The sequence below is a fragment of the Flavobacterium circumlabens genome, assembly GCF_004345565.1.
In the GTDB taxonomy this organism is placed as follows: Bacteria; Bacteroidota; Bacteroidia; order Flavobacteriales; family Flavobacteriaceae; genus Flavobacterium; species Flavobacterium circumlabens.
Genome location: NZ_SLWA01000001.1, coordinates 957,408 through 979,460 on the forward strand (window position 1 = coordinate 957,408; position 22,053 = coordinate 979,460).

At 36.6% G+C, this 22,053-nt stretch carries 26 protein-coding genes and 1 pseudogene; 7 read left to right on the forward strand and 20 right to left on the reverse strand.

Annotation, left to right across the window (positions count from 1 at the left end):
* Window positions 1-103 precede the first annotated feature (103 nt).
* The 6 genes and pseudogenes from EV142_RS04005 to EV142_RS04025 form a co-directional block, all read right to left on the reverse strand.
* Window positions 104-229: a FeoB-associated Cys-rich membrane protein gene (locus EV142_RS04005; protein WP_370528474.1), complete on the reverse strand. Its 126-nt coding sequence runs from the start codon at window positions 227-229 to the stop codon at window positions 104-106.
* Between the two features lie 5 nt (window positions 230-234).
* Complete coding sequence (feoB, locus tag EV142_RS04010) at window positions 235-2,334, reverse strand: ferrous iron transport protein B (RefSeq protein WP_132032921.1); 2,100 nt, start codon at window positions 2,332-2,334, stop codon at window positions 235-237.
* Window positions 2,334-2,573: a FeoA family protein gene (locus EV142_RS04015; protein ID WP_132032923.1), complete on the reverse strand. Its 240-nt coding sequence runs from the start codon at window positions 2,571-2,573 to the stop codon at window positions 2,334-2,336. The genes feoB and EV142_RS04015 overlap by 1 nt, the downstream gene beginning before the upstream one ends.
* 103 nt (window positions 2,574-2,676) lie before the next feature.
* Complete coding sequence (locus EV142_RS04020; protein ID WP_132032925.1) at window positions 2,677-3,342, reverse strand: SCO family protein; 666 nt, start codon at window positions 3,340-3,342, stop codon at window positions 2,677-2,679.
* Window positions 3,343-3,512: 170 nt separating this feature from the next.
* Entirely contained in the window at window positions 3,513-3,641 is a 129-nt protein-coding gene (locus tag EV142_RS24575) for a hypothetical protein (protein ID WP_306462583.1), read from the reverse strand.
* A 106-nt stretch (window positions 3,642-3,747) separates the two neighbouring features.
* Window positions 3,748-4,437: pseudogene (locus EV142_RS04025) on the reverse strand (DMT family transporter); the annotation flags it as partial.
* A 199-nt stretch (window positions 4,438-4,636) separates the two neighbouring features.
* Here EV142_RS04025 and EV142_RS04030 point away from each other — a divergent pair.
* On the forward strand, window positions 4,637-6,697 hold the full coding sequence (locus EV142_RS04030) for a M13 family metallopeptidase (RefSeq protein ID WP_132032926.1): 2,061 nt from the start codon (window positions 4,637-4,639) through the stop codon (window positions 6,695-6,697).
* Window positions 6,698-6,759: 62 nt separating this feature from the next.
* Here the strand turns inward: EV142_RS04030 and EV142_RS04035 are convergent, their stop codons facing one another.
* From EV142_RS04035 to EV142_RS04100, 14 genes are all read right to left on the reverse strand, one after another.
* Entirely contained in the window at window positions 6,760-7,161 is a 402-nt protein-coding gene (locus EV142_RS04035; protein ID WP_132032928.1) for a c-type cytochrome, read from the reverse strand.
* Between the two features lie 3 nt (window positions 7,162-7,164).
* Window positions 7,165-8,157 (reverse strand): porphobilinogen synthase, encoded by a 993-nt coding sequence (gene hemB / locus EV142_RS04040; protein ID WP_132032930.1) that lies wholly within the window; start codon window positions 8,155-8,157, stop codon window positions 7,165-7,167.
* A 99-nt stretch (window positions 8,158-8,256) separates the two neighbouring features.
* On the reverse strand, window positions 8,257-9,159 hold the full coding sequence (hemF, locus tag EV142_RS04045; RefSeq protein WP_132032932.1) for an oxygen-dependent coproporphyrinogen oxidase: 903 nt from the start codon (window positions 9,157-9,159) through the stop codon (window positions 8,257-8,259).
* Window positions 9,149-9,700 (reverse strand): GNAT family N-acetyltransferase, encoded by a 552-nt coding sequence (locus EV142_RS04050; protein WP_132032934.1) that lies wholly within the window; start codon window positions 9,698-9,700, stop codon window positions 9,149-9,151. Before EV142_RS04050 ends, hemF begins: the two co-directional genes overlap by 11 nt.
* 2 nt (window positions 9,701-9,702) lie before the next feature.
* On the reverse strand, window positions 9,703-10,080 hold the full coding sequence (locus EV142_RS04055) for a hypothetical protein (protein ID WP_132032936.1): 378 nt from the start codon (window positions 10,078-10,080) through the stop codon (window positions 9,703-9,705).
* Window positions 10,081-10,090: 10 nt separating this feature from the next.
* On the reverse strand, window positions 10,091-10,450 hold the full coding sequence (locus EV142_RS04060; protein ID WP_132032938.1) for a hypothetical protein: 360 nt from the start codon (window positions 10,448-10,450) through the stop codon (window positions 10,091-10,093).
* A gap of 86 nt (window positions 10,451-10,536) precedes the next feature.
* Window positions 10,537-11,562 (reverse strand): uroporphyrinogen decarboxylase, encoded by a 1,026-nt coding sequence (gene hemE, locus EV142_RS04065; RefSeq protein ID WP_132032940.1) that lies wholly within the window; start codon window positions 11,560-11,562, stop codon window positions 10,537-10,539.
* 54 nt (window positions 11,563-11,616) lie between these two features.
* Window positions 11,617-12,282, reverse strand: a complete 666-nt coding sequence (locus tag EV142_RS04070; protein ID WP_132032942.1) for a uroporphyrinogen-III synthase — start codon at window positions 12,280-12,282, stop codon at window positions 11,617-11,619.
* Complete coding sequence (gene hemC / locus EV142_RS04075) at window positions 12,282-13,205, reverse strand: hydroxymethylbilane synthase (protein WP_132032944.1); 924 nt, start codon at window positions 13,203-13,205, stop codon at window positions 12,282-12,284. The genes EV142_RS04070 and hemC overlap by 1 nt, the downstream gene beginning before the upstream one ends.
* A 45-nt stretch (window positions 13,206-13,250) precedes the next feature.
* On the reverse strand, window positions 13,251-14,555 hold the full coding sequence (hemA, locus tag EV142_RS04080; RefSeq protein ID WP_132032946.1) for a glutamyl-tRNA reductase: 1,305 nt from the start codon (window positions 14,553-14,555) through the stop codon (window positions 13,251-13,253).
* Between the two features lie 357 nt (window positions 14,556-14,912).
* On the reverse strand, window positions 14,913-15,509 hold the full coding sequence (locus tag EV142_RS04085) for a globin family protein (RefSeq protein WP_132032948.1): 597 nt from the start codon (window positions 15,507-15,509) through the stop codon (window positions 14,913-14,915).
* Between the two features lie 18 nt (window positions 15,510-15,527).
* A complete protein-coding gene (locus EV142_RS04090) occupies window positions 15,528-15,962 on the reverse strand; it encodes a hypothetical protein (protein ID WP_132032950.1) in 435 nt (144 codons plus the stop codon).
* 134 nt (window positions 15,963-16,096) lie between these two features.
* Window positions 16,097-16,936, reverse strand: a complete 840-nt coding sequence (locus tag EV142_RS04095) for a DUF5777 family beta-barrel protein (RefSeq protein ID WP_132032952.1) — start codon at window positions 16,934-16,936, stop codon at window positions 16,097-16,099.
* 28 nt (window positions 16,937-16,964) lie between these two features.
* On the reverse strand, window positions 16,965-17,354 hold the full coding sequence (locus EV142_RS04100; protein WP_132032954.1) for a hypothetical protein: 390 nt from the start codon (window positions 17,352-17,354) through the stop codon (window positions 16,965-16,967).
* 251 nt (window positions 17,355-17,605) lie between these two features.
* Between EV142_RS04100 and EV142_RS04105 the strand changes: the two genes are divergently transcribed.
* The 6 genes from EV142_RS04105 (at window position 17,606) to EV142_RS04130 (ending at window position 22,002) form a co-directional block, all read left to right on the forward strand.
* Complete coding sequence (locus EV142_RS04105; protein ID WP_244606807.1) at window positions 17,606-17,893, forward strand: hypothetical protein; 288 nt, start codon at window positions 17,606-17,608, stop codon at window positions 17,891-17,893.
* Between the two features lie 11 nt (window positions 17,894-17,904).
* Window positions 17,905-18,453 carry a YceI family protein gene (locus EV142_RS04110; RefSeq protein ID WP_132032958.1) on the forward strand — a complete coding sequence of 183 codons (549 nt, stop codon included), beginning with the start codon at window positions 17,905-17,907 and terminating at the stop codon, window positions 18,451-18,453.
* A gap of 57 nt (window positions 18,454-18,510) precedes the next feature.
* Entirely contained in the window at window positions 18,511-19,050 is a 540-nt protein-coding gene (locus tag EV142_RS04115) for a YceI family protein (RefSeq protein WP_132032960.1), read from the forward strand.
* A gap of 134 nt (window positions 19,051-19,184) precedes the next feature.
* Window positions 19,185-20,051: an AraC family transcriptional regulator gene (locus tag EV142_RS04120; protein ID WP_132032961.1), complete on the forward strand. Its 867-nt coding sequence runs from the start codon at window positions 19,185-19,187 to the stop codon at window positions 20,049-20,051.
* A 309-nt stretch (window positions 20,052-20,360) separates the two neighbouring features.
* Window positions 20,361-21,377, forward strand: coding sequence for a ferrochelatase (gene hemH / locus EV142_RS04125; protein WP_132032963.1), 1,017 nt, complete (start codon window positions 20,361-20,363; stop codon window positions 21,375-21,377).
* 76 nt (window positions 21,378-21,453) lie between these two features.
* Complete coding sequence (locus EV142_RS04130) at window positions 21,454-22,002, forward strand: CopD family protein (protein ID WP_132032965.1); 549 nt, start codon at window positions 21,454-21,456, stop codon at window positions 22,000-22,002.
* The last annotated feature ends 51 nt before the right edge of the window (window positions 22,003-22,053 follow it).

Consider the following 22,053-nt stretch of genomic DNA (forward strand, 5'->3'; position numbering starts at 1 on the left):
AGCGACAGCCCTAAAATTCTCAGAACCTTAGCACCTCAGCATCTTAGCACTTCCAAAAAAAACCTTTGCCCCTCTGAACCTTTGCCTCTTTGAACCTCAAAAATTAGCTACATCCGCAACTTCCCCCATCACCACAGTCCTTTTTCTTTTTAGATTTCCAAAAGAATTTCTTAATCAAAAAGGCAACGGCGAAAGCTAATATGGCAAAGGCGATGATTTCCTGTATCATGATTTTTATTTTAGAATTTGATACGCTATTAAAGCTACAAAATAAGCAAGGCCACTCATGAAAACCAATTGCATGGCTGGCCACTTCCAGGAGTTTGTTTCTTTTTTGGTAATGGCAAGCGTACTGGCACATTGCATGGCGAAAGCGTAAAACAGGAGTAATGAAATCCCCGTAGCAAAATTAAAAATCTTTGAACCCGTTGCCGGATCTACTTCCTGTTGCATTTTGCTTTTTATGGTGGCTTCATTATCACTGTCTCCTACACTGTAAATGGTTGCCAGCGTTCCCACAAAAACCTCGCGGGCAGCAAAAGAGCTTATCAGTGCAATTCCGATTTTCCAGTCGTAACCCAAAGGGGCAATTGCAGGTTCGATTGCCCTGCCCATAATTCCGATGTAGGAATTCTCCAATTTCTGAGAAGCGACTTCATTTTCAAACTGAAGCTTATTTAAGTGTTTTTCTGCTGTTCTTTCTTTCACAATGGCTTCCGCTTCATTAAAATCCTTTCCGGGACCGTACGAAGCCAAAAACCACAAAATAACAGATATGGCTAAAATGATTTTACCCGCACCAACGATAAAGGCTTTGGTTTTTTCGATAACATTGATTCCAACATTCTTGAAAAGAGGTAATTTATAACTTGGCATTTCAACTACGAAATAGGTTTTGCTGTCTAATTTTAGAACTTTATTTAAAATATAAGCAGATAAAATAGCTGTTCCGAATCCTAAAATATACAAGAACATTAGCGTGAGTCCCTGAAGATTTAAAATTCCCAGAACACGTCTGCTCGGAATCACCAGTGAAATAATAATCGCATAAACAGGTAATCGTGCAGAGCAGGTGGTAAACGGAGTTACCAAAATGGTGATGAGGCGTTCTTTCCAGTTTTCGATATTTCGGGTGGCCATAATCGCCGGAATCGCACAGGCTGTTCCTGAAATCAAAGGCACGACACTTTTTCCGGAAAGCCCGAATTTGCGCATGATTTTATCCATAAGGAAAACCACACGGCTCATATAACCGCTTTCTTCGAGAATAGAAATAAACAGAAATAAAAAGGCAATTTGCGGAATGAAAATTATAACCCCGCCAATCCCCGGAATAATTCCCTGAGAAAGTAAATCGGTTAAAATACCACTGGGCAATTCCTGAGCAACCCAGCTGCTTAAAGAGGCAAAAGTGCTGTCAATAAAATCCATCGGGATGGTAGACCAGCTAAAAATTGACTGGAAAATAAGAAACAGAATTCCTGTGAAAATGACATATCCCCAGACTTTGTGTGTTAAAACGCGGTCCAGTTTTGCCCTGAAATCTTTTGCCATTGTGGCATCTATTTTCAATCCGTCTTTTAAAACATTGTTGATGAACTGGTACCGTTTTATGGTTTCTTTTTGCTGTAAACGTTTTAATTCCGGATGTGACTTGGTAAAGGCATTTCGAATTTCATTTCGGTCTAAATTAGAAAAATTGACATCCTGCGTGATAACCAGCCATAATTTGTACAGCAATTGGTTTGGAAACAATTTTTGTAAACCGCTAAAATATTCAGGATCAATTTCTAAAGCATTCAGGCAGGATTCATGCTGAAGGGTTTTATACGAAACGATCAGGTTTTTCAGGTCTTCAATTCCGGTCCCTTTTCTTGAACTGATCAGGGCAATTTTGGTTTTTAGTTTTTCTTCCAAAAGCGGAATATCTAAAGTAATTCCTTTTGTTTCCATGCGATCCGCCATATTAATGACTAAAATCGTCGGAATTTCAAGGTCTTTTATTTGTGTGTAAATGAGTAAGTTTCTTTTCAGATTTTCTACATCCGTCACAACGACTGCGACGTCGGGATATAATTTGTCATTTTTGTTCAGCAGCAGTTCAATTACCACGCTTTCATCCATGGAACTGGCGTTCAGGCTGTACGTTCCCGGTAAATCTAAAATATTGGCTTTTATACCATGAGGCAGTTTACAGAAACCTATTTTCTTCTCAACGGTTATTCCGGGATAATTCCCTACTTGCTGGTTAAGTCCGGTAAGCTGATTGAATACGGAAGTTTTTCCTGTATTTGGATTCCCGATAAGCGCAACATTAATATTTTCAACACTCATTACAAATTGGTTTTGATAAGTTCAACTTCAATTTCACGAGCAGTTTCTATACGAATGGCAACATGAGAACCATTAATGTCCAAATACAAAGGGTCTCCAAAAGGAGCAATTTGAAGTAATTCAACCATACTGCCCGGAAGGCAACCCATTTCTAATAATTTAAGAGGAATAAGTTCGATATCAAAATCTTTGATAATGGCTTTCTCGCCTTTTTTTAGGGAATGGATCGTATTTCGCAAAGCTTATTTAGATTGAATTTAGATTGCAAAAATAGGCATTTATTCTATATATCTAAGTATTTAATGCTCATTCAAATGCTAAATCTTTCTAAAATAAAGTGTTTTATTCCTGACACAAAAAATCGATGTCTGCCAGAAGACGTTTGATGTCTTCTTTATTCGTTCCGTCATAGAAACCACGGACACGGCGTTTTTGGTCTACCAGTACAAAATTTTCAGTATGAACCATATCGTACAACTGATCCGGTCTTCCAAGTTTTACGGCCAGGTATGATTTTCTGGCCATGGTATAGATTTCTTTTTTGTCGCCCGTAACCAGATTCCATTTACTGTCAACCACGCCATGTTTTATGGCATATGCCTTTAATACCGGAATACTGTCGACTTCAGGGAAAACCGTATGGGACAGCAGCAATACTTTCGGATTATTTAAAACGGCTTTCTGGACATCCGCTAAATTGGTGGTCATTTTAGGACAGATGGAACCACAGGTGGTAAAGAAAAAATCGGCCACATAAATTTTGCCTTCGTAGTTTTTTTGCGTAATGGTATCTCCGTTCTGATTGACAAAAGAAAAATCGGCAATGGTATGATACTTGCTTTTGTACTGAATGGTACTGTCAACCAATTCAGGATTTACATCGGCAGGATTGTAAATGGGTAATGTTTTTTGTGGCTTTAAAGCCGAATAAAATAAGGATATTGTAACAACCGAAAATATAATTAAAACAATAAAGAATTTGCGGTATCTGTATAGCAGTGATTTCATAAAGGTAATTTGGCGCAAAAATACAAAAAGCACTTTTTAAATCTGTAGTTCGTAACTTTTTTAACTTCGAAAGTTTGTGTAATTTTCGGTGAAAGGAATGCCTTAAATTTGGTTTTTCAGTGCTTGTCAGATTTTAATTCCAAAATTGAAAGAAGTCGCTTTTAGGGATACTATTTAATTTTAGCTTTCCGAATGGATTTGTTGACCAGATACAATCCGATTAAGGTCACCATAACACCAATCGAAATGGCCTGGGTAAGCGGTTCTCCAAAAATAAAAAAACTGAGTACAATAGCCACAACCGGATTGATATACGCATAAATACTGCTGACTTCTGTTGGAAGGTGCTAACGAATATATAAAAGCAATAAAAGTCAGGATAGAACCAATTACGACCAGATAAGCAATTGCCCACCAGGATGTTAACGGAATCTCACTGTAAGGAATATTGATTCCGGAAACTTCTGTTACTCCAAAAAGAATAAAACTCGAAATCACCATTTGCAATCCTAAACTAAAATACGGATTAAAACTTGCCGCTTTTTTCTTCGTATGTAAAATTCCAAAAGCCCACGTGATGGTTGATGCCACAGACAAGAAGATTCCAAATTGAAAATCCGGTCTTAAGAAATCGCCCAGATGATCCATAAAAATAATACAGATTCCGCCAAAGCAGATTAAAAGTCCAGTCACGGCCAGCTTCGCAATTCGTACGCCTTTAAAAAAACAGATCACAACAATCCAAATTGGGAAGATAGCGCCAATAATGGCACCGAGTCCACTGCTTATGTATTTCACGCCCCAGGTACTCAGTCCGTTACTGCAGACAAAGTTCAGAACGGCCAAAATTAAGATGGTCTTCCATTGTTTACCTTTTGGCCACGGTTCTTTTTTCAATAAAAAATAACCAACGTACAGAATGCCTCCCAAAAACTGACGTATCGTCGCCAATTGTAATGCCGGCATATGTTTTACGCCTTCTTTGGAAGCAAGCCAGGTTGTGCCCCAAAAGAAACTTACCCAGCATAAAGCCAGAACTGGTAATCCTATTGCTTCCACTTTTCCTGAAAATGCGGCTTGTATTCGTGCTCTCACTTTTGTTTAGATTGGTTTGTCAAATATTCCAAAAACTATTTCAAATAGAAGTTGAAAAGCGAATTTTTATTCATGAAACTTTTAGCTGCTTCTGATGAAATATTTGCATTAAAAACCCTTATTGATTATTATATAATTTTAACATAAAGTTTAAAATAATAACAATATGTTTGTATTAAACCCTTAATTCATAATTATAATGATAAAACAGTTTAACAAACCTGTGTTTTGTGTTGTTTCTGTAATGTTTTCACTAACAGCAGTCAACGCTCAAAATGCAAAACCAAAAGAACCGGGAATCAATGTTTCCTATATGAATACTAAAATCAGTCCGACAGAAGATTTTTTTCGTTATGTAAACGGAACCTGGCTGGATAAAACAGAGATTCCAAGCGACAGGACTTCATGGGGAAGTTTCAACGAATTAAGACAAAAAACAGATGAGAATTCGTTGGCTATTTTGAAAGAAGCTTCAAAAGATCCTAAATATAAATCAAACACCGATCAGGGTAAAGCCATTGCTTTATTCAATACCATTTTGGATACAGTTGGAAGAAATAAGCTGGGTGTAAAACCGCTTGAGCCTATTTTAAAGAAAATTGATGCAATAAAAAATGTAGCAGATTTACAAAATTTCCTTATCGAAATGGAGCCTCAGGGCGGTATTGGTTTCTTTGGTGTCGGAATTGGTGCTGATGCGAAAAACAGTAATGTAAATTCAGTGAGTATCGGACCGGGACGTTTAGGACTTTCGGATAAAGATTACTACAATGCCGATGATAAAGATTCTAAAGAAAAACGTGCGAAATACGAGCTGCATGTGGCGAGAATGATGCAGTTTATCGGAGAAAGCCCGGCAAAAGCAAAACAAAGCGCCACTCAGATTCTGGCATTAGAAACGGCTATGTCTGCTCCGAGATTGGATCGCGTTGAGAGAAGAGACCGCAGAAAACAATACAACCCAACGGCAATTGCTGATTTAAAAAAGACGATTCCTTCTATTCAATGGGATAAGTTTTTTACAGGAATCGGAATGACAAAAGTGGATACTGTAATTGTGACACAGCCTCGTTATATGGCTGAATTAGAAAAAATATTTACTGAAAAGAAAGTCGCAGACTGGAAAGAATATCTGAAATGGTCTGCTTTAAACAGATCAGCTTCTTTGTTAAGTACGGATATTGAAAATGCCAATTTTGATTTCTACGGAAAAACATTAACTGGTGCATTAAAACAACGCCCACGTGAGGAAATGGCTTTGCAGGTAATCAATAATGCAACAGGAGAAGCTTTAGGAAAATTATATGTTGAAAAATTATTTCCTGCTGAAGCAAAAGATAAAGCACAGAAAATGATTCAGAACGTTATTCTGGCGTATGAAAACAGAATCAATGCATTACCCTGGATGTCTGCGCCGACTAAAGTGAAAGCGATTGAGAAATTAAAGAAAATTACAATCAAAATCGGGTATCCGGATAAATGGAAAGATTATTCTGCTTTGGAAATTAAAAATGTTTCAGAAGGCGGAACGTACTTTACCAATATGGCGAGTTTATCGAAATGGGATTATAAAGAAGATTTGGCTAAACTGGGTAAACCGGTTGACAAAACAGAATGGGGAATGTCTCCACAAACGGTAAATGCCTATTACAATCCGTCTTACAACGAAATTGTTTTCCCTGCAGCCATTTTACAACCTCCATTTTATAATTATCAGGCAGACGAAGCGGTAAATTACGGTGGAATCGGAGCGGTTATCGGTCACGAAATCTCACATGGTTTTGATGATTCAGGAGCACGTTACAATGCAGACGGAAACCTTGTTGACTGGTGGACGGCTGATGATTTAAAACAATTTACGGAACTTGGAACTGCATTAGCAGCTCAGTATAGTGCCTTAGAGCCTTTGCCGGGAATACATGTAGACGGTAAATTTACTTTAGGTGAAAATATTGGTGATTTAGGTGGAATAAATGCAGCTTACGATGGATTGCAATTGTATTTGAAAGCCAATGGAAATCCTGGTTTAATTGATGGTTTTACACCGGAACAACGTTTCTTTATTTCATGGGCTACAGTTTGGAGAACAAAATCAAGAGACGAGGCGATCAAAAGTCAGGTAAAAACAGATCCGCACTCTCCTGGAATGTACAGAGCGTATGTGCCAATTCAGAATGTAGATGCTTTTTATGATGCTTTTGGAATCAAAAAAGGAGATAAGATGTATGTAGAACCAGAGAAGAGAGTTAAAATCTGGTAATATCAAATCATAAAAAAACGGCGCTGATTCAGCGCCGTTTTTGTTTTTTATATGTTTTTGAATTACTTCAAATTACTGTAGATATAGGTTTCTATCGCTTTCAATTCTTCATCAGACATGGCCTGCGTTACGGGAAAATTAGTTTTCATTACCGAAAACTGATCGGGATCTACAATAGGATCCGCATTCCCTTTTAGAAAAGTAACAATGTCGCCCTTTTTATCTTTATAAATTTTGGCAATTTCCTGAATACTCGGGCCAATCACTTTTTGATCCACCTGATGGCAGGACATACAGTTTCCTCTTCCCTCAAAAATTTCTTTTCCTAAAGCTTCCGGAGTGGCAGCTTTCGCCGATTCTCCTTCTGAGTAGGCTTCTGTTGAGGTTGGAACAGGATTTTCAGTTGCTTCTTTTTTACAGGAAGCCAAAGCTAAAAGGGCAGATAAGAATAGTATTTTTTTCATGGTTTATTTATTTAAAAGTATGGCTGCTTCTTTGGCAAAATAAGTAGAAATCAGACTGGCACCGGCACGTTTAATGCACATCAATTGTTCCATCATGATTTTATCATTATCTAACCAGCCTCTTTCTGCAGCCGCTTTTATCATCGCATATTCTCCGGAAACATGATAAACCGTAACAGGAACATGAACAGCGTTTTTTACCTCACGGACAATATCCAGATAAGCAATTCCCGGTTTTACCATAACCATATCTGCGCCTTCTTTTACATCAGACAAAGCTTCTTTTATGGCTTCAATACGGTTGGCATAATCCATTTGATATGTTTTTTTATCTTTCGGAATGTCAGTCGTATCTACCGGAGCTGAGTCTAAAGCATCGCGGAAAGGACCGTAAAAAGCAGAGGCATATTTAGCCGAATAGCTCATGATTCCGACATTATGAAAACCAGCCGCATCCAGACCTTCTCTTAGACGCAGAACACGTCCGTCCATCATATCACTTGGTGCTACAAAATCTGCCCCTGCCTGAGCGTGGGAAACTGCCATTTTTACTAACGCGGCAACAGTACTGTCGTTTTCAACATCACCATTTGCTATAATTCCGTCATGGCCGTAAACAGAATAGGGGTCTAAAGCGACATCCGGCATCACAATCATTTCGGGGCAGGCGGCTTTGATAGCACGAATCGCCTGTTGCATTAATCCGTCTTTATTCCAGGCTTCTTTTCCGGTATTGTCTTTTAGGTTTTCGCTAACTTTTACGTAAATGTTAACGGCACGAATACCCAAAGCGTAAATTTCTTTTACTTCTTCTACTGTTAGATCAATTGATCTGCGGAAAATTCCCGGCATTGAAGGAATTTCAACTTTTACATTTTCGCCTTCAGCAACAAACATGGGAAACATAAAGTCTGATGGACTTAAAGTTGTCTCACGAACTAAAGAACGAATGGATTCATTTACTCTTAATCTTCTGCCTCTGTGTAATGGGAACATATCATTTTAGATTTTTAATTTTAGATTTTAGATGTTGACTTCTGAAATCATAAGTCGCTGATCTGCTTTCTTCAATCGTGTTGTTGTTTTGTTTTTATTCTAAATCCAGTCTATTGGAGTTTCAAGGACTTTCAATAATTTTTCTTCTTCACTTCCTGTTTCCGGATGATGATCATAAACCCACTGCACATGCGGAGGTAAGCTCATCAGGATACTTTCTATTCTTCCGTTGGTTTTTAAACCGAATAAAGTGCCTTTGTCATGAACCAGATTAAATTCTACATAACGGCCACGACGGATTTCCTGCCAGTTTCTTTGTTCGGGTGTATAAGGCAGCTCTTTTCTTCTTTCGACAATCGGAACATAGGCTTCCAGAAAACTATTCCCAACTTCACTTACAAAATTGAACCAGTTTTCCATAGACATTTGCTCATTGGCTTTGCAATAATCAAAGAACAAACCGCCAAGACCACGGGCTTCGTTTCGGTGCGCGTTCCAGAAATAAGCGTCACATTGTTTTTTATATTTTGGATAAAACTCAGGATTGTGTTTGTCGCAAGCTGTTTTACAGGTTTGATGAAAGTGTTTTGCATCTTCTTCAAACAAATAATAAGGCGTTAAATCCTGTCCGCCGCCGAACCATTGTTCGATTACATTTCCTTTTTCGTCATACATTTCAAAATAGCGCCAGTTTGCATGAACCGTCGGGACCATCGGGTTTTTAGGATGTATCACCAGACTTAGTCCGCAGGCAAAAAAATCAGCCTCGCCAACACTAAACATTTTTTGCATGGCTTCCGGTAATTTTCCGTGAACGGCAGAAATGTTGACACCGCCTTTTTCGATAACCGTTCCGTTTTCGATAACGCGTGTTCTTCCGCCTCCGCCTTCAGGGCGTTTCCAGAGATCTTCGCGGAATTTTGCAGTTCCTTCCACAGCTTCTAGTCCGGCGCAAATCTGGTCTTGCAGTTTTTGTATGTATGTGTAAAATTTATCTTTCATGGGTATTGTATTCTGATTTAAGCAATCCGAAATAAACGGTGTTTTGCAATTCTCCGTCACCATTTCTAAATTCGTCACGTAAAATTCCTTCTTGTTTAAAATTGTGCTTTAATGCAATTCGCTGGCTGGCCACATTAATTTCCGAAGTACAAATGAAAACCTTATTTAACCCTAATTCATTGAAACAAAAAGCAAGTGTATCCGAAACCATCTTTGAGGTAATTCCTTTTCCCTGATATTCTTCGTCAATAAAATACCCAAATTCACATTTGGAAATACGGTAATCTATCGTTTTTACACATAAATAACCAATTAAGTTATTGGTTGCCAAATCTCGGGCATAAAAATAAAAACCTTCTTTGTTTTTCTCTTTGTCAAGACTAACAGTCAGAAAGTTTTCGGCTTTCTTCGAAGTATCAGCATTGGCCAGCGTTACCGGGAAAGTTTTTGCAATATGATTTTTATTTTTATCAATTAACTGGTAGAATTCTTCAGGAAGAATATCTTCAATCCGGTCTGTTTTCCAATCTGTAAAACTCATTTTTATTGGTTTTTAGCGGAAGCGATTTTAGTATTTATTCCAAAAGAAAAAACATTGCTTTCGTTTTGAATATACTGGTAAAGTGCCAAAGCTTTATTTTTAAAATTATAAGTTTCCACTTTTGAAAATTCCATTAAAAAATCGGCAAATTGCTCTAATTGATTGAAATCTAAATGACATCGAACTAATAGTCTAATCAATTCTTCATTTTGATATTCTACTAAACTTTCAATATGTAAACCGAATTCTTTTAACTGATTTTCAACCTCAAATTTTTTATCATCGGTTAAAGGCTGAGGTACAAAATCAAGAGCACGCAATGTTTTAAGGACATTGTCAATTCTGATGCTTTCTTCGTCTCGTAGGCCTTTGTTTAACATTCTAATTGTTTTATTCGAAATATACTCTGTTGTCAACAGTCGCTAAATTATAGCAGATGGTTATTAAAAGAATTAAGGCTGGAAGCCATGCTAATCCAATAAGCTTAAAATATAAGGACTGCTTTTTTATTTTGGAGTATTGAACGTGCGCCAAAATATAAAAAGTATATAGCAATGGTATAGCAAATGAACCAATGGTATAAATAAATATTTCAAACATTTGCTTTTCACCCGAAAGTGAATAATTGCCAAAAATGGTTGCACTGATTACATTATACCACCAAATTATAAAAATGAACAACACCATTGTATTAAATCCAATGAAATTAATACTAACTTCTTCAATTTCAGAAACATTCTTTTGTTTCATATGGATTTTGGTGTTTTAAAAGTTGATGTTCAGTCTCAGTTTTCAGTCTCAATGCGACTGAAAACTGAGACTGAACACTATTTAAACTATTGCCCGTATTCTTTCACCGCATCAATAAATGCTTTAGCGTGGTCTACAGGGATATTTGGTAAAATTCCGTGACCTAAATTTACGATATATTTATCTTTTCCGAATTCGTCGATCATTTCATGAACCATTTTTTTGATGGTTGGAATTGGAGAAAGCAATCTTGAAGGGTCAAAATTTCCCTGAAGCGTAATGTTTCCACCTGATAAATAACGGGCATTTCTGGCAGAACAAGTCCAGTCTACACCAAGTGCAGAAGCTTTACTTTTACCCATTTCACCTAAAGCAAACCAACACCCTTTTCCGAAAACAATAACCGGAGCGTGATCAGCCAAAGCTTCAACAATCTGGTTGATATATTTCCAGGAGAATTCCTGATAATCAACAGGAGAAAGCATTCCTCCCCAGGAATCAAAAATCTGAACGGCATCAACACCCGCTTTTACTTTTTCCTTTAAGTATAAAATCGTGGTGTCTGTGATTTTTTGTAATAAGCTGTGTGCTGCAATCGGATTCGAAAAACAGAATCCTTTGGCAGTATCAAAACTTTTAGAACCTTTTCCTTCAACGGCATAACAGAAAATCGTCCACGGTGAACCGGCGAAACCAATTAACGGTACTTCGTCGTTCAGCATTTCTTTAGTCAGTTTAATGGCATCCATTACATATCCTAAGGTTTCCTGAATGTCCGGTACATAAACGCCTTCAACATCAGCAGTAGTGCGGATAGGATTTGGAAGAAACGGACCGAAATTTTCTTTCATTAAAACTTCAATTCCCATTGCCTGAGGGACAACCAGAATATCCGAGAAAAGGATAGCAGCGTCCGGAGCAATTCTGCGAATAGGCTGTACTGTAATTTCAGCAGCCAATTCCGGAGTCTGACAACGGGTGAAAAAATCATATTTGTCACGCAAAGCGATAAATTCAGGTAAATATCTTCCTGCCTGACGCATCATCCATACTGGCGGACGTTGAACAGTTTCTCCTTTTAGTGCTTTTAAAAATAGGTCGTTTTTTAACATTGTTTTTATATTTAAACCCGACAGGTTTTTAAAACCTGTCGGGTTTGTTTATTATTATTTATATTCTTCAATAACATCTTCAATAACATCCTCAACCGTTGGCTGATCTGCAATGATGATGTTTTTGGTGATTTTATCTAAAGCGTCTGCGGTGGTATCTCCAATGCAGAAGCATTTTTCTTTTTTAATGGTATTTTCTTTCAGATAACTTTCAACGCCGGAAGGACTGAAAAACAGAATTCCATCCGGAGCTGTTTTTATTTTCTGGGGGGTTAATGAAGTATCATAAACCTGAATTTCATTGAATTTTACTTCACCGTCTTTTAAGGCTTTCGGTAACGTTTCTCTGCGAAGGTTTCCGCTGAAAAAAGTAAAGCTTTCATTACGGTAAATCAAAGTGATAATTTCGGCTAAATCTGATGCATAACCGGTGTAGGCGACAACATTAAAACCGCTCTCCGATAAAAGGATTTTCGTTTTTAAACCCACGCAAAAAACATTTTTACTTTTCAGTTTTTCTGATTCCGGATTCGATAAAACGCTGTGAACGGCATTCTGACTGGTAAAAATCAGATTTTCGTTGAGATCTTTTAGTTCGAAAGGTTTGTTTTGCGTTTGAATAAAATCAGCTTCGATTACTTCAATATTGGCTTTTGTCAATGCTTCTTTTTGTTCGCCCGACAGCTTTTTTGTAGCGACTATTTGAATTGGTTTTGCCATTATTTTTTTAGTGATTCTTTAATAGTTTGCATCAATTCGGCTCCGCCATTGTTCAGAATTTCCTGAGCAGCGAAGAATCCCAGTTTTTTCCATTCTTCAATGGCAACTGTTTTGTCAATTTCCAGCTTTTGTTTTCCGTCAACAGAAAGTAAAACTCCTTGAAAATGAAGTGTATCTTCGTCTTCGTTATAACGAACCAAAGCCCCGATTGGTGCTGTACAGCCACCTTCTAAAGTCCTTAAAAACTGACGTTCGATATAGGTACAGATCTCCGTTTCAATATGATTGAGCTGTGATAATGCATCCAGCGTATAATTGTCGTTTTCCATCGCCACAACAAGCATGGCTCCTTGTGCGGGCGCCGGAATCATCCAGTCTAAATTGATGTGATTTTCAGGGGTTAAATTAATGCGCTCCAAACCTGCAGCGGCAAAAACAGCTCCGTCCCAATTATTATCTTGTAGCTTTTGCATACGGGTGTTTACATTACCGCGTAAATCAACTACAGTATGATTGGGGTATTTATGGAGCCACATGGCCTGACGTCTTAAACTTCCGGTTGCAACGGTGCTTGTTTTTGTAAAATCGGGATTTCCTTTGTGAACCAAAATATCCAGAACATTGGCTCTTTCCAGAACTGCTGCCTGAACGATGCCCTTTGGTAAAGCGGTTGGTACGTCTTTCATGGAGTGAACGGCAATGTCAATGTCGCCATTAATCATTGCAATGTCTAACGTTTTGGTAAAAATTCCTGTAATTCCAAGTTCGTAGAGTGGTTTGTCCAGAATAATATCACCTGTGGATTTTACAGCAATAATAGCTGTTTTATATCCTAAATCGTTCAGTTTTTTTTCGACAGTATGAGCCTGCCAAAGTGCTAATTCGCTATCGCGAGTTCCTATTCTAATAACTTTTTGAACCATATTGTTTTGAAATCCCGGAAATTAAGGAACCTTATTTTAAACTGTTTATGACAGATTGATTTTGTATTTTTCTTCGACTGGTGAAGGAGTGTTTTTTGGTGCAAGCTGTCCTATTTGAAATACTTTTTCAATAAACTCAATACTTTCGTCCAATGAAGTATTTTCATTTTTTAAGTGAGTTGCAAATTGATTTGTTATTTTTTGAATAATTCTGGAGCTGATTAAATCCGCCTGAGCTTCATCAAAATTGCTTGTTTTCTTTTTTTGAAAAGCCAGTTCACCGGCTACAATATCACTTAGTTTTGCTTTTAATGCATGAATTGTCGGGGCATATTTTCTACCATTTACCCAGGTATTCAATTCTAATTTCATGTCTTCAATGATAGCTTCGGCAGCAGGAATATGTTGTTTTCTTCTTTCCAGTGTATCATCTGTAATTTGAGACAAATAATCCAAATGTATTAAAGTTACTCCCGGTATTTGTTCTACATCCGGATTTACATTTCTTGGAATGGATAAGTCCAAAATCAATAAAGGTTTCTTTAAATTCAGCAATGTTTTGTCGATAGTTGGATTTTGTGCTCCTGTAGCTACGACCAGTACATCTGCCTGTTGTATTTCTTCTTGTAAATTGGCGTAATCTTTTACAATAACATTTAGTTTTCCGGCCAATATTTCAGCCTTGTTTTTTGTTCTGTTTATAAGGGTGATGTGGCCGTTTTTGGTGTGTTTTACTAAATTTTCACAGGTATTTCTTCCTATTTTTCCTGTTCCGAATAATAAAATGTTTTTGTTTCCGATGTCTTCTACATTTCGGATAATATATTGAACTGATGCAAACGAAACGGATGTTGCACCAGAAGAAATTTCAGTATCTGTTTTGATTTTTTTACTCGCCTGAATAACGGAGTTTACTAAGCGATCCAGAAATGTATTTACTAAACCTTCTAATTTACTATGGTTAAAAGCGTTTTTAATCTGGCTGATGATTTCAAAATCACCCAAAATCTGACTGTCTAAACCTGTTCCTACGCGAAACATGTGGTTAACAGCTTCCTGATTTTTATAGATGTAAGCAACCTCTCTAAATTCTTCTACTGAACCATTGCTGTTTTCGCAAAGCAATTTGATTAATTCATATGGATGATTAGCAAAACCATATATTTCAGTTCTGTTACAAGTAGAAGTGACAATTAATGATTCTATACCTTCCGATTTGGCTTGTACCAACAAATCAGATTGTGCTTTAGTATCTAAACTAAATTTTCCTCTAATAGTGGCATCTGCTTTTTTATAACTTAAACCTAATGCGTAAAAAGTGGTGGTTTTGGACATGTTAAAATTTTCCATATTATGCTTTCCTTAAAAAGTTCAACAAAATTATTACTAACTATTTTATAAAAACAACGCTAGAGGTACTTTTTATATCGCTATGGAATAAATTGATTCAAAATGGCATTCTAAATAGTATTTTTCGCCATTTATAATGATATCAAGCATTCAATAATGTGTTATATATACTTATTCTAAATAACAACCTTGTTTTTGTCTTAAACGATGTGCGAAAAAATATCGCTATGGGTTCGGTATATGTAATTACTATTTATAAATGATTCGCTTTCATCTTATTAATGTGCGTATTTATAATAAAATATAGTAATTTAAATAAAAACGCTACCTGAAAAGGTAGCGTTTTTGAGAAGAAAATTATTTTTGAACAATAGGAGTTCTCAATGATTCTAAAACAGCAACGATATCAGTATAAAGTTCTGTATTTGAAGCAACACCATTTGCATTGGCTGCAGCGCCTACATACCCTTCAAATTTTGTATAATCCGCACTACTGGATTTTGTTCCCATACGCGGATTTGTTGCAGGGTTATGTGCCGCTGTCATACTCAAACCAGAATAGGTGTTTACAGCATTGGTACCTCCCGTGTTGAACGAAAAGAAATCAGTTAAATTATCTGATAATTTAGCAATATTAGTTGCCTGGGTAGTTCCTGTTTCTGCTAATAAAGGAGCAAAATGCGCTTGTAAATTTCCTGAAGCATTCGACTGAACGTCTGCAACAATTAATCCTATAGTTGAATTCACCACTTTACGGAAGCTTAAACGTCCCTGTTCGATCATTTGACCTGAATTATCCGGATCGGCAACCATTTTAGTTCCGCCCAGGCGCTCATAAATTGATGCTTTTACAACCGGTGGTGCCGGAGCGTCATCATCATTGCTACTGCAGGAAGTCAGAGTCGCTGATGCAACGAGTAATACACTAAGTGTAATTTTAGAATAAATTTTCATAATAATAATATTAAAGGGTTAATTAAAAAATTGATTTATTTTCTGAGATAATTTGTAGCTCAAACTATTTTGGTCCATAGGACAAACTTCTTTATTCGCCAAATCGGCGGGTAAAATATAACGCTGAGCGTCGTAATGTCTTTTCGCCATTAGCTCGTCATATACTTTTTTAGAACTAGTGATTTTATTGTTGTGGAAGTAAACAACCACATTTCTTTTAACGATGATAGAATCTGAGGTCAATCCTTTAATAGATCTTAAATCTGAACAGATTTGTTTCGCCTGAACAGAATCTATATTGGTTTTAAAGTCGATCCGGCTTACTTGCAGATTTGGAGTTTCGTAAACAGCAGGCTTAGCCGTAATAATGTGGAAAAGAAGAATGGCAAAAAATAAGACTGTAATTATCAATCCCATCCAAAGTCCTTTTTTTATTATTTTGTTAATTTTCATAAAGCTGATTTTTAAAATGATTGGATTTTAATAGCTATATACGGGCACTTTTTTGGCTTGGTTTTATTTAAAAGAAGGAAAAGGTTAGTTTAGAATAATTTTAAATAGCTAAAACGTTGTAGATCGAATTCATCTTAGAAAACTCTCGCCAGATTGAACCCAAAAAATACATCGCCTTTTGTCCAGTCACCAGTGGTTCTTCCTAGATATCCAGCTTCATCAATTGCCTGAGAACTGGTAAAATGCATTTGGAAAACGTGTCCGCCGGTTTCTAAATCAAAACCTATAGATAATGGATTTTTATAAAGAGAATTGGATGCCCTGTTTAAATGCGCGGCATAATCAACATTTAGTGACCAGCGTTTCGCAAATTTATATCTGCCTCCGAATCCTACGGCATACTGGGAATTACTTTGTTCTGTATCTTCAACAAAATTTTCATGAAAAAATGTGGGAACGACTTCTAAAGAAAGTCTTTCAGAAAATTTTCTCGAAATTAACAGTTGCGCTACATAAGTCAGCCTGTTTTGAAATTGAAGTTTCGGATACAGACTTTCTTTAAGTGTATTGTTTATAGACAAACTGTTAAAACCGGCAATAGCAACAGGAAACCCGTCTTTTATCTGAGGTAATAAAGTATATTTTGTTGCAAAGTCATACGCAAATTCACTTCGGGCTGCACTTATGTTGAGGCCATTGGTTAATCCATAAATGAATTTTATTTGCGTATTGGCATTATCCAGTCCGTAGAAGCCTTCGAAACCATCTTTTACAGAGCCAAACCGGTGCGCAACAACAAAATACAAGTCTCCTTTTGCCGCCAGTTTTGTAGATTCCAGGTTAACAATCTTCAGGGCTTTAAAGGCAGATGTGACCTTTTCTTTTGTAACGGGCGTCTCTACTCCGGACAATAAGTCGTCCTGGGAATAGGTTAATAATGGAAATAAAAATAAGAATAGAATGAGCTTTTTCATGTGGTTAGTTTTAAATTGTTATTTGTTTTTAGTGTACAACTGAAGATTGGTCTATTTTAAATTCCTGTAACAGTTCATCATATCCCAAAAACCGTCCTTTGATTTTTAGCATTTTACCAGATGTAATATCTTTTGGTAAAGGGTCTTTGAATGTTGCAAATATTTTTTCGCCCATAACAATTCCATTACTGGCGGTATCAATAGTGGTTACTTGTGCGGTCAATTCAATCGTTTTGTCCTGGTATTTGAGGTAAGCCAGACTATCATTAGAAGTAAATTCTTTTTCGAGCCCGTGAACCGTCACTACATAATCTGCAGTTTCCGATTCGATATCCCTATGCCCTTTATAGCTGTAGAGGTAAACGGAAATTCCGATTATCAGGAAAAGGGAAATTGTTATAAGTATTTTTTTTCTCATGGCTGGTTTTTAGTGTTTGGAATTATCTACGTTAAAAAATACCTATTGGATTTAAACTGTCAAATATGCGTTTTGCCAAATCTGTATCATTCATTTCAACGTATATGTCTTCAAAATGATTTTGCAGTTCGTAAAATCATTTATGCTTTATAAACTAAAAACCAATCGTTATGAATTTAAAAACACTCTTCGTCGGTTTATCATTTGCTTCAGTTCTTGTGAGTTGTACCGATGATAACCCCAGTACTTTAATGGACACCGCACCAATTACAGGTTTAGCGACATACAATATGAATGTGAAATCTATTATTGATAATAACTGTGTGGTGTGTCATGCAGCAGTTCCTAAAAACGGAGCTCCTATGTCCTTAGTTAACTATGACCAGGTGAAAAATGCGGTTTTAAATCGTGGATTGCTTACCCGGATTTCTTTAGAAAACGGGAATAGTTCCTTAATGCCACAAGGCGGACCAAGATTGCCACAAGCTACAATCGATGTGATTAAAAAGTGGGAACAAGATGGATTATTAGAGCAATGATTTACAGTAGAATGATAAAAAAAACCGTACTACTACCAATCCTATTGGCTTCATTCGTTGTTTTTTCGCAGGAAAAAATGTTAACTAAATCAGGGACAATAACTTTTGAAGCTTCAGTTCCTTCTTTTCAGCCAGTCATGGGAACCAACAGTAGTGTAACCTTTGTTTTAAATCCGGTAACAGGTGAAATTGCAAGCTTAGCATTAATGAAAGGATTCCAGTTTGAAATGGCTTTGATGGAAGAACATTTTAATGAAAATTACATGGAAACGGATAAATATCCCAAAGCTATTTTTAGAGGACAAATAGAAGGATTTGACACAAATAATTTGACTCAAGACTATAAAGATTATATAATAAAAGGAAAATTAGAACTTCACGGTAAATCGAAAGATATAAAGGCTACTGCAAAAATTACCAAGACGAGTTCCCGAATTACCATTATTTCAGATTTCGGAGTAAATGCGAGTGATTTTAGCATCCCAATTCCATCACTGATTAAGTACAAACTTGATGATAAAGTCAAAGTTCAGATGATTGCTGTTTTAAAACAGAGCTAAAACAATTACACCGTTGAAAGGAGTAAAATGCCGCAAAATTAACTTAAAATCAAAAACATGAAAAAAATCATACTCATAGGAATGTTATCTGTTTCTGCGGTTGGCTTTTCGCAACAAAAAATGATCAGTAAATCGGGAAAGATTACTTTTGAAGCCTCAGTTGCTTCTTTTGAAGAAGTTAAGGCAACCAATTCCAGTGTTACTTTTGTGCTGAATCCTGCAACAAGAGAAATTGCAAGCCTGGCTTTAATGAAAGGATTTCGATTCAAAGTCGCTTTGATGGAAGAACATTTTAATGAAAATTATGTTGAAAGTGACCAATATCCAAAAGCAACATTCAAAGGAAAAATAGAAGAATTTGATCCAAACAGCTTGACCGCAAATCCTAAGGATTTTAGTATAAAAGGAAAATTGGAACTTCACGGAAAATCTAAGGATATCACCACCACAGCAAGAATAAGCAAGTCGGCATCAGGAATTAGTATCGGGTCTGCTTTTAGTGTGAATGCCAGTGATTTTAATATTGCAATACCATCCCTCGTTAAAAGCAAAATTTCTAATAAAATAAACATTCAGATTGATGCGGTTTTGAAATAACGGATCAAAACAATAAAGATTTTATAAATTTAGGAGCAAGTAAACAATAAACCATCAAAAAGATTTAATTTTGAAAGGTCAATTATTCGTTTTATTAAAAACGACAATAGTAACCGGAATAAAGTAAATCAAAAATGGAGGAAGAAATAAAAATTGAAGACGACTTTACGCTGATCCGTTTTCAAAACGACAGTTCAGAACCTTTTTTTGCTCAGCGTGAAGTGGGTAGTGGTTTGATACAGTTTCATTTCGGACTAAAAGGCAATGCCAAATTTTTGTTCAATCAGGGTAATTATGCTTTGGAACTAAAGGAGGAAAAATCGCTGCTTTTGTACAATCCACAAAAAGAGTTACCGCTTCATTTAGAGCTTGCTCCAAATTCGTGGGTGATTTCTGTTATTGTTTCAATTAAGAAATTTCACGCGTTGTTTTCTGCAGAAGCCAACTATATTACATTTTTAAGCCCGGACAATAAAGATAAAAAATATTATAATGAAGGGAATATCAGTCCGTCAATGTCGATTGTATTGAGTCAGTTGTTTCATTACAATCTTCATCCCTCCATAAAGAACCTCTATTATAAAGGTAAAGGATACGAATTGCTGAGTTTGTATTTTAACAGAACCGAAGATCCGAACGCAGAACAATGTCCGTTTTTAATTGATGAGGACAATGTTTTGAAAATCCGAAAAGCCAAAGAAATTATTATCGCCAATATGGCTGAACCTCCGGGACTACAGGAACTGGCCGATGAAATTGGATTGACTTTGAAGAAACTGAAAATGGGTTTCAAACAAATTTACGGCGACACAGTCTACGGTTTTCTGTTTGATTACAAAATGGATTTCGCCAGAAAACTGCTGGACAGCGGATCTTACAATGTAAATGAAGTAGGATTGAAAATTGGTTACAGCACCGGAAGTCACTTCATTGCGGCATTCAAGAAAAAATTTGCCACAACTCCCAAAAAATACCTGATGTCGATTAATACGAATGTTTAGGGTTAAATAATGTTTTGTTTCATGCAGATTTTGCTGATAAAGCAGATTTTATTATAAATAAAATGTGATTAGCTGCCGGCTTGATTTTTTAAAATCTGCTTTATCAGCAAATCTGCGGGCTAATTTTTAGACAAATTATTCATTCGCTAGTAACAGATTTAAGTATATGAAATCAATTTTTGATATTCAACAATAAATAAAAAGTAATAAATATCATATTTCCGAAAAGGTTCACACCATATTTTTGACGAAAATTTAAACCAACAATGCTTAAAGCCTAAAGCTTAAAGCCTAAAGCAAAATAACATAATGAAAGGCGTATTATTAGTAAATTTAGGATCTCCCGAAAGTCCAACCCCAAAAGACGTAAAGCCGTATTTAGACGAATTTTTAATGGATAAATACGTGATCGACGTTCCGTATTTATTGCGGGCTTTATTAGTTCGAGGGATCATTCTGAGAAAAAGACCGGAAGAATCAGCACATGCTTACGCAAAAATATGGTGGGACGAAGGTTCTCCGTTAGTTGTTCTTTCCGAAAGAATGCAGAAGAAAGTGCAGCCCTTGGTAAACGTACCGGTTGCATTAGCAATGCGTTACGGAAGCATGACAATCGAAAAGGGACTTCAGGAATTGCATGATAAAGGAGTTACTGAGGTAATGCTTTTTCCTTTATATCCGCAATATGCCATGGCTTCGACTTTGACCATTTTAGTTAAGGCCGAAGAAATCAGAAAGAAGAAATTTCCACAAATGACTTTTACTGATGTTCCTGCTTTTTACAACAAACCCGATTATATTAAAAACCTGGCCGATTCAATTCAAAAACATCTGGCAGGATTTGAATACGATCATTTATTGTTCTCCTACCACGGAATTCCGGAACGCCATATTCGTAAAACAGATATAACCAAATCACATTGTAAAATTGACGGTTCTTGTTGTAACACGCCATCTCCGGCGCATGATTTTTGTTACCGTCACCAATGTTATGAAACGACAAGACAAGTGGTGAAGTTATTAGGACTTCCGGCCGATAAATACAGTCTGACTTTTCAATCCAGATTAGCAGGGGATAAATGGCTGGAGCCTTACACGGATATTGAAATTGATAAAATGCCGGCAAAAGGAATCAAAAATCTGGCAGTTGTAACACCGGCTTTCGTTTCGGATTGTTTAGAAACACTGGAAGAAATCGCCATGCGTGCCAAAGAAGACTTTGAGGCAAACGGAGGTGAGCAGTTTCTGGCTGTTCCGTGTCTGAATGACGGCGACGAATGGTGTCAGACCGTGAGTAACTGGATTAATGACTGGGCTAAAAAATAGTTGTTTCAGGTTTAAGGTTTCAAGTCATAATCAACTTTAGAAAAAACCTTAAACTTGAAACTTGAAACAAATAACAATGGAATATTATAACTACTTAAAATCGTTACATCTTATTTTTGTAATAACCTGGTTTGCCGGTTTATTTTATATTGTGCGTTTGTTTGTGTATCAAATTGAAGCCAGCCAAAAACCATCTCCGGAAAAAGAGATTCTACAAGCGCAATATAAAATAATGACGTACCGTTTGTGGTACATTATTACCTGGCCCTCGGCAATTTTGGCGAGTATTTTTGCTTTTTGGATGCTGCTTTTTACCGACTTAGGAAATGCCTGGCTTAAAATGCCGTGGATGCACGTAAAATTGTGTTTCGTTTTTCTGCTTTATTTGTACCATGCAAAATGTCATCAGATTTTCAGGCAATTGCAAAACGATGAGGTGAAATATTCCAACAATTTTATGCGTTTATGGAATGAAGGCGCTACTATTATATTATTCGCAGTTGTTTTTCTGGTAGTTTTAAAAAGCGCTATCAACTGGATTTTCGGCGTAATCGGAATCTTTTTGTTCTCCATTATCATTATGCTGGGTTTTAGATTTTACAAGAGAATAAGAGAAAAAAAATAGTTATGAGTTATGAATTATGAGTTGTAAGTTTATGACGCATAACTCATAACT

Bases quoted from the DNA above. Each gene is read 5' to 3' on its own strand.
- hemC (WP_132032944.1), bottom strand. From the start codon at position 13,205: ATGGTTCAAAAAGTTATTAGAATAGGAACTCGCGATAGCGAATTAGCA.
- EV142_RS04130 (WP_132032965.1), top strand. From the start codon at position 21,454: ATGGAATATTATAACTACTTAAAATCGTTACATCTTATTTTTGTAATA.
- EV142_RS04020 (WP_132032925.1), bottom strand. From the start codon at position 3,342: ATGAAATCACTGCTATACAGATACCGCAAATTCTTTATTGTTTTAATT.
- EV142_RS04070 (WP_132032942.1), bottom strand. From the start codon at position 12,282: ATGGCAAAACCAATTCAAATAGTCGCTACAAAAAAGCTGTCGGGCGAA.
- hemE (WP_132032940.1), bottom strand. From the start codon at position 11,562: ATGTTAAAAAACGACCTATTTTTAAAAGCACTAAAAGGAGAAACTGTT.
- feoB (WP_132032921.1), bottom strand. From the start codon at position 2,334: ATGAGTGTTGAAAATATTAATGTTGCGCTTATCGGGAATCCAAATACA.
- EV142_RS04050 (WP_132032934.1), bottom strand. From the start codon at position 9,700: ATGAGTTTTACAGATTGGAAAACAGACCGGATTGAAGATATTCTTCCT.
- hemB (WP_132032930.1), bottom strand. From the start codon at position 8,157: ATGTTCCCATTACACAGAGGCAGAAGATTAAGAGTAAATGAATCCATT.
- hemH (WP_132032963.1), top strand. From the start codon at position 20,361: ATGAAAGGCGTATTATTAGTAAATTTAGGATCTCCCGAAAGTCCAACC.
- EV142_RS04005 (WP_370528474.1), bottom strand. From the start codon at position 229: ATGATACAGGAAATCATCGCCTTTGCCATATTAGCTTTCGCCGTTGCC.
- EV142_RS04090 (WP_132032950.1), bottom strand. From the start codon at position 15,962: ATGAAAATTAACAAAATAATAAAAAAAGGACTTTGGATGGGATTGATA.
- EV142_RS04100 (WP_132032954.1), bottom strand. From the start codon at position 17,354: ATGAGAAAAAAAATACTTATAACAATTTCCCTTTTCCTGATAATCGGA.
- EV142_RS04095 (WP_132032952.1), bottom strand. From the start codon at position 16,936: ATGAAAAAGCTCATTCTATTCTTATTTTTATTTCCATTATTAACCTAT.
- EV142_RS04105 (WP_244606807.1), top strand. From the start codon at position 17,606: ATGGACACCGCACCAATTACAGGTTTAGCGACATACAATATGAATGTG.
- hemF (WP_132032932.1), bottom strand. From the start codon at position 9,159: ATGAAAGATAAATTTTACACATACATACAAAAACTGCAAGACCAGATT.
- EV142_RS04110 (WP_132032958.1), top strand. From the start codon at position 17,905: ATGATAAAAAAAACCGTACTACTACCAATCCTATTGGCTTCATTCGTT.
- EV142_RS04035 (WP_132032928.1), bottom strand. From the start codon at position 7,161: ATGAAAAAAATACTATTCTTATCTGCCCTTTTAGCTTTGGCTTCCTGT.
- EV142_RS04120 (WP_132032961.1), top strand. From the start codon at position 19,185: ATGGAGGAAGAAATAAAAATTGAAGACGACTTTACGCTGATCCGTTTT.
- EV142_RS04055 (WP_132032936.1), bottom strand. From the start codon at position 10,080: ATGTTAAACAAAGGCCTACGAGACGAAGAAAGCATCAGAATTGACAAT.
- EV142_RS04030 (WP_132032926.1), top strand. From the start codon at position 4,637: ATGATAAAACAGTTTAACAAACCTGTGTTTTGTGTTGTTTCTGTAATG.
- EV142_RS04085 (WP_132032948.1), bottom strand. From the start codon at position 15,509: ATGAAAATTTATTCTAAAATTACACTTAGTGTATTACTCGTTGCATCA.
- EV142_RS04060 (WP_132032938.1), bottom strand. From the start codon at position 10,450: ATGAAACAAAAGAATGTTTCTGAAATTGAAGAAGTTAGTATTAATTTC.
- hemA (WP_132032946.1), bottom strand. From the start codon at position 14,555: ATGGAAAATTTTAACATGTCCAAAACCACCACTTTTTACGCATTAGGT.
- EV142_RS04115 (WP_132032960.1), top strand. From the start codon at position 18,511: ATGAAAAAAATCATACTCATAGGAATGTTATCTGTTTCTGCGGTTGGC.